The sequence below is a fragment of the Humidesulfovibrio sp. genome (assembly GCF_030689645.1).
In the GTDB taxonomy this organism is placed as follows: domain Bacteria; phylum Desulfobacterota; class Desulfovibrionia; order Desulfovibrionales; family Desulfovibrionaceae; genus Humidesulfovibrio.
Window position 1 is genome coordinate 1 of record NZ_JAUYFU010000014.1, and the last position, 6,138, is coordinate 6,138.

Here is a 6,138-nt window from a genome sequence, read left to right on the forward strand (position 1 = left end):
AATGATTTCCGGGTAGTACCCCGTAATGACTTCCTGCCCCATGCCGCCTTCCTCGGTCTTGAATTCGGCGATGTATTCGCCGACAACAGCCCGATTACACAGGAGTTTGTTAACATAACTTTCATGCCACACGGGTTTACGAGTATTCCAAGCCGAGATGCCCTCTTTCATGAGGGTGCGGGCGATGACGCCACGGCCGTAGCCACTCACGTACATGTCGAAGATGCGACGGACGAGCTGCGCACGCTCTTCGAGCACATGAATCTTGCCGTAGCGCACTTCAAGCCAGCGCGGCACTTGGCTCGTCACGATGACGCCTTCCTTCGCCAGCTTGCGCTTCGTCTGCCAGTTCGCAAGCGACCGGAAAGACTTGTGCTCCGACTCACTGTTCGAACGCATCATGTCCGCCAGGATCGGGAAGAAGGCCGCGTACGAAGCGAGGTCCAGGATGACGTTTTGCGCAGTGAGTCCGATTTTGACGCCGCGTTGGGTGATGTTGAGCAACAACAACAGCGCTTCGTTCACACGATTGCGGGTCAGACGGTCAAGGGATTCCGCGACAAGCACTGAGCCCGGCGGCACTTCACCGCTCTCGCATCGCTGGAGGAAGCGGCCGAGTTCGCCTGTCAGGGCGTTGTCGCCGCGAAAAGCCGAGACGCCGATGTCCTGCATGGTTTCGGCGACAGGCAGGCTATGGGTTTCGACGAATCGCACGGCGGCGTCGTGCTGCCGCCGTTCGCCGTCGCCCCAGGCTTGCGCTTGCGACGAGAGTCTGATGTAGATATACGCCTGTGACGCCGGGGGTGGGGTGAGGTTTGTATTTTTCATGAGAGCATCCTGCGCCGACTTTTTCTGATGAAGCCAGGACTTTCAGGGGGGTCAGAGGGGGGCCTGGCGACGCCCAAGGCGACAGTTGCCAGAAATTGCTGGCAAAGTTTGTTTCGCTTTGGGTAAGATATTTCTTTCCCGCTCCCCGCCAGAGGGCATGCGCCCTCTGGACTCCCTGTGGCGAGGGGCTTCTGCTTCGGCGGGAGACCGCCTGAGCAGAAGCCCCTCGCGGATATTCAGGCGGGGGGCGGTTTGAGCGTATGGCAATGCTTCTGCACACTCGAATGCGAAGAGGCCGGTTCCGCGCAGGCGCGGAACCGGCCTCTTCGCCATGCGGGTCCAGGGGGTGCATGCCCCCTGGTTCACCACGCCCTAGCGGACTCTTTCTACCCCACGCTCAATACTTCGCGCAGGGCTTCTGAAATCGCGGCCTGGCTGTAAGGCTTTGCCAGCACGCGCAGGATGTTTGGCGGCAGGTCGGGCGGTATGTCGCCGGTGTGCAGGCGGCCGGAGATCATGATGACGGGCAGGCCCGGGTGCTGCGTCATGATGCGCCGGGCGAACTCCACGCCGTTGACCTCTGGCATGTCGAAGTCCGTGAGCACAGCGTCGAAGCCGCCGGGATTCTCGTCCAGGGCGCGAAGAGCCTCGGGTGCGCTGGAGCGGCCTGTCACCTCGTAGCCGAGTTTGCCCAGCACGCGGGGGATGGTGGCCAACTGGTCCTGATCGTCCTCCACGAAGAGGATGCGGCCCTGGCCCCGGCGCACAGGCTCGGGGCGCCTGGGCGCTTCGCGGCTGGTGCGCTCGTGCTGCGGCAGGTAGATGTCGAAGCTGGTGCGCTCCCAGGGCAGGCTGGACACAGCCACGGCCCCCTTGTGGGCCTTGACGATGCCGTGCACCACGGCAAGGCCGAGGCCCGTGCCCTCGGCCTTGCCTTTGGTGGTGAAGAAGGGGTCAAAGATCTTGTCCAGGATGTGCTGCTCAATGCCTGGGCCGTTGTCTGTGATGCACAGGCGCAGGTATCGACCCGGCGGCAGGGAGAGACCTTCGGCGGTCTGGGCGTCCAGTTCCTCTGCGTGCAGGGTCAGGAGGAGGTCGCCGCCAGTCTCGCGCATGGATTGGAACGCGTTGGTGCACAGGTTCAGGAACACCTGATGCAGTTGGATGGGGTCGGCCATGGCCAGGGCGGGATCCTGGCGGATGTCCTCGCGCACGCTGATGTTGCGCGGCAGGGAGGCGGAAAGCAGGCTCAACGTTTCGCGGGCCAGCTCGGCTACGTTGACGTATTGGAAGCTCGCCAGGGACGGTCGGCTGAAGGCCAGGATCTGGCGCACAAGCTGGCTGCCGCGTTTGCCGGCCTTGAGCACGCGCAGCAGGTCCTGGGCCATGTCCGTTCCTTCCGGGGCGTCCATGAGGGCCAGCTCGGCGCTATTGATGATGCTGGTCAGGATGTTGTTGAAGTCGTGGGCGATGCCCCCGGCTAGGGTGCCGATGGCTTCCATCTTCTGGGATTGCAGAAGCTGGCGCTCGAGGTTGTTTTTTTCGGTGACGTCCTCGGCTGCGCAGAGCAAACCAACCACCTGTCCGGCGGCGTCGTGCAGGGGCACGCGCGAGACTTCCAGCAGCACGGGCCTGCCGAAGCCGTCCTCGGCGTGCCAGGTGGCGCGGTACTGTGCCTGGTTCTTCTCAACCACCATGCGGTCGTTGGTCTGGGAGCTTTGGGTGGAGTCGCGACCCTCGAAAAGCTCTTCGTCGGTGCGGCCCAGCACACGCCGGGCGTCCTCCAGGCCGAAGAAGGACAAGAAAGAGCGGTTCACGCCCAGATAGCGCAGATCGCGGTCCTTCCAGCTCACCAGCTGGGGGATGGTGTCGAGGACCAGCTGCAGCATGCGTTCGCTTTCGCTCAATGCGCGCTCGGCGTTTTCGCGCTGGGTAATGTCCTCGACAACGCCTTCGTAGGCGGCCAGCTGGCCGCCTGGACCGGCCACGGCGCGGATGTGCAGGAAAGTGGTGATGTGCCGTCCGTCGGGGCGGAGGAAGTTGCGCCGGTAAGTGGCCACACCGCCAGGGCCGGTTGTGGCGGAAAGCCAGTGGGGAGCGCCGTCTTCGCTGCCGGAGAGAAAGTCAGCCCCGGTGGCGAGCAGAGCCTCCAGGTTGGCGAAGCCGAGCATCTCCACCAGGGCGTGGTTGGCGTCCAGCATTTGGCCGCCTGGCGCGGCGCGGAAAATGCCCAGCACGGAGTTTTCGAAGATCCCGCGGTATTTTTCTTCCGCTTGGCGCAGCTCTTCCTGGGCGCGCTTGAGGCCGGAGATGTCGTTCAGAACTCCCACCAGGCCGAGGATTTCTCCCTTGGCGTTCAGGTACGTAGCCTTGCTGAGCATCACGGCGCGGTGGTCGTCGCCGGGCAGGTGCAGCACTGATTCGTACATGCGGACGCCAGCGGAGGCGAGGAGCTGCTGATCAACTGCGTCGCGCAGACCGGCCGCACCGCTTGTTCCGCTGGTTGATCCGGCTCCGGCCGCATCAGGCGCGCCGATGTCCTCCGGCGCCTTGCCCTGAATGTTGGCCCGGCTGACGCCGAACAGGCGCTCAAAGGCCAGGTTGCAGTCCTGGAACAGGCCGCCCCGCGTCAGGGAGTAGAGCGGCAGCGGAATGGCGTCCATGAGTATCTTGAGGAACGAGAGCTGGTCGTTGACGCGCTCCTGGATGCGCCTGCGCTGGATGATGCTGGTGACCAGCAGGACCAGGATGAACAGCATGGCGGCCAGGCTGCTCATGATGGTCCAGAACAGGCCCTTGTCGATGGTGTAGAAGCTGTAGGGCTCGTTGATGATCTCCGAGCCTGAGGGCAGATCTCTTAAGGGTATGTTGAGCTTCTTGAGGATGTTGTAGTCAAAGGCGAAGGGGTCGTCGAAGCGCTTGACGATGGGGATGCTGGCCGGGTCGGCCCCGGCCAGGATGCGCAGAGCAAGGCCTCCGGCCAGGCGTCCGTGATCCACGCCGCTGTGCAACTTGCCGCCCACGCAGCCGTGGCCCAGCAGGAAGCGCCAGCAGCTGTAGACCGGCAGCGACACGTTGGCGGAAATGACCTTCAGCACCTCATCTGCGGCGTACAGCCTGCCCTCGTGCTCCAGGTACATGGGGATGACGAAGAGCAGGGTGTTCTGGGGCATGGCGCGCAGCTGGTCCAGAATGGTCCCCATGGGCAAGTCGTCCCAGTATTCCAGGTCCAGAATGCCGCTCAGCTTCGGGGCCGCCTGCCGCAACTGGCCCTGGATGGCCAAGCCGGTGACAGAGCGGTCGCCGATGACGATCATGCGGCTGGCGTCTGGGTGCAGGCGCGCGGCCAGGCGCAAGGTGGCCTCAAAATCCACGTTCTCCACCAAGCCGGTGATGTTGGTCTTGCCCGCAATCTTGTCGGGCTTGGGGTCGTTGACGCCGCAGAATACGACGGGAAGCCCGGGCAGCAAGCGGTCCTGGTAGTCCAGAATAAAATTGTAGGCGAAGTCGTCCGAGGCGATGATCAGGTCGAAGTCAGCGTCTTTGAACTTGTCGCGGTAAAACTCAAAAAGGGCCTGGGCGCGCTTCGGCGTGGCGAATCGCTTGGTGTCCATGTACTCGATGTGCAGGTCCACCAAGTACTGCGACTCGTTGAAAAAGGCCCGAAGGCCGCGCAGTATCTCGTCGGACCAGGCGTAGCCGTCGTGGTAGGAATTGAAGATGAGGACGTTCTTGCGCGGCTTTTCGGCCAGGGCGTGGCTGGGGAGCACGGCGGACGTGAACAGCAGGGCCGCAAAGGCCAGGCAGAGGGCGAACCGCCGGGACATGCGCTACAGCCCCAGGCGCGCCAGGTCGTCCACCAGGGCGCGCACCCGGCTGACGGAATGCTCAAAGGCGGCGCGTTCCGCCGCATCCAGCTCCATTTCGCAGACCTTCTCCAGCCCGCGTCCGCCCAGCACGCAGGGCACGCCGATGAACAGTCCGTTGACGCCGAACTCGCCGTGGAGCATGGCCGCGCAGGGCAGCACCCGGCGCTGGTCGCGCAGGATGGCCTCGACCATCTGCACCACGCTGGCGGCTGGGGCGTAAAAGGCCGATCCTGTCTCCAATAGTTTCACTATCTCGTCGCCGCCGCCCCGGGCGCGCTCAACCAGGACTTCAACACGCTCCGGGGCCAGCAGTTCGGTGAGGGGCACGCCGCCGACGAAGCAGCGCCTGGGCATGGGCACCATGCTGTCGCCGTGGCCGCCCATGACCAGGGCCTGCACATCGCGCACGCTGACGCCGAGCTCAAGGGCCACGAAAGTGCGGAAGCGGGCGGAGTCCAGGATGCCCGCCATGCCCAGCACCCGCTCGCGCTGGAAACCAAGCTCGCGCTGGGCCACGAAGCACATGGCGTCCAGCGGGTTGGTGACAACGATGACCACGGCCTCGGGCGAGAATTTCTTGATCTCGCGGCAGCAGGAGGCCACCACGCGGGCGTTGATGGTGAGCAGGTCGTCGCGGGTCAGGCCCGGCCTGCGCGGCGAGCCTGCGGTTATCACCACTACGTGGGAGTCCGCGGTGTCGGCGTAGTCCGCCGTGCCCGTCACCTGGGAGTCGAAAAGCTGCACCGCTGCGGTTTGCAGGATGTCCAGGGCCTTGCCTTTGGCCGCGCCCTGGTTGATGTCGAGGAGCGCCACGTCGCCCACGCCGCGGCTGGCCAGCATGAGGGCGCAGGTTGCGCCCACCTGTCCGGCGCCGATGACGGAGATTTTTTTTCTGCGGAACGCCACGGCAGTCCTCCCCAATATATTTACCCGAATCTGTCCGCTTTCGCCGCGTGCGTCAAGAAGGCCCAGGGGTTGCGCGATGTGTGGGGAACTGAAAAGCAGCGCTGGAGCGGGGGAGCCGTCCAGATGGTCCGCCTTCGAAGTGTGCAGTGTGTTGACAATCTTCACGGGAGTTGTGTTATAGTTAATCTGAAAAAACCAAAGGGGGACTGATGAACAAGAACGCTCTGGCAACATTGGCGATGTTCGCAACGCTTCAACTTGGAACCGGCATGGCCCTTGCGCAGGCCATGGACCAGACGCGCACTCAGGACCAGGCGCGCACTCAGGACCAGGCGCGCACCCAGGACCAGGCGCGCACCCAGGACCAGACGCGCACCATGGATCAGGCGCACACCATGGACCAGACTCGCACCATGGACCAGACTCGCACTATGGACCAGACCCGCACTGGCGCGGGCAAAGGACTTGGAAGCGGCGTGAGTGGTAGTGGCGGGCGCGGCGGCGGCGGCGGCGGCGGCGGCGGCGGTGGCGGTGG

General features: G+C 64.1%; 4 protein-coding genes. 1 reads left to right on the forward strand and 3 read right to left on the reverse strand.

From position 1 onward, the window contains the following. The 3 genes from Q8O35_RS01825 to mdh all read right to left on the reverse strand — a co-directional run. A partial coding sequence (locus tag Q8O35_RS01825) for a recombinase family protein (RefSeq protein ID WP_305569963.1) occupies positions 1 to 828 on the reverse strand: 828 nt, incomplete at its 3' end. A 386-nt stretch (positions 829 to 1,214) separates the two neighbouring features. Continuing rightward, positions 1,215 to 4,655 carry a PAS domain S-box protein gene (locus Q8O35_RS01830; protein WP_305569965.1) on the reverse strand — a complete coding sequence of 1,147 codons (3,441 nt, stop codon included), beginning with the start codon at positions 4,653 to 4,655 and terminating at the stop codon, positions 1,215 to 1,217. A 3-nt stretch (positions 4,656 to 4,658) separates the two neighbouring features. Further along, positions 4,659 to 5,603 carry a malate dehydrogenase gene (gene mdh, locus Q8O35_RS01835; protein ID WP_305569967.1) on the reverse strand — a complete coding sequence of 315 codons (945 nt, stop codon included), beginning with the start codon at positions 5,601 to 5,603 and terminating at the stop codon, positions 4,659 to 4,661. A gap of 209 nt (positions 5,604 to 5,812) precedes the next feature. On the opposite strand from mdh, the gene Q8O35_RS01840 reads away from it, so the two are divergent. Beyond that, a partial coding sequence (locus tag Q8O35_RS01840; RefSeq protein WP_305569969.1) for a hypothetical protein occupies positions 5,813 to 6,138 on the forward strand: 326 nt, incomplete at its 3' end.

Excerpts from the sequence above, each read along its gene's own strand:
- Q8O35_RS01830 (WP_305569965.1), bottom strand. The coding sequence starts at position 4,655 with ATGTCCCGGCGGTTCGCCCTCTGCCTGGCCTTTGCGGCCCTGCTGTTC.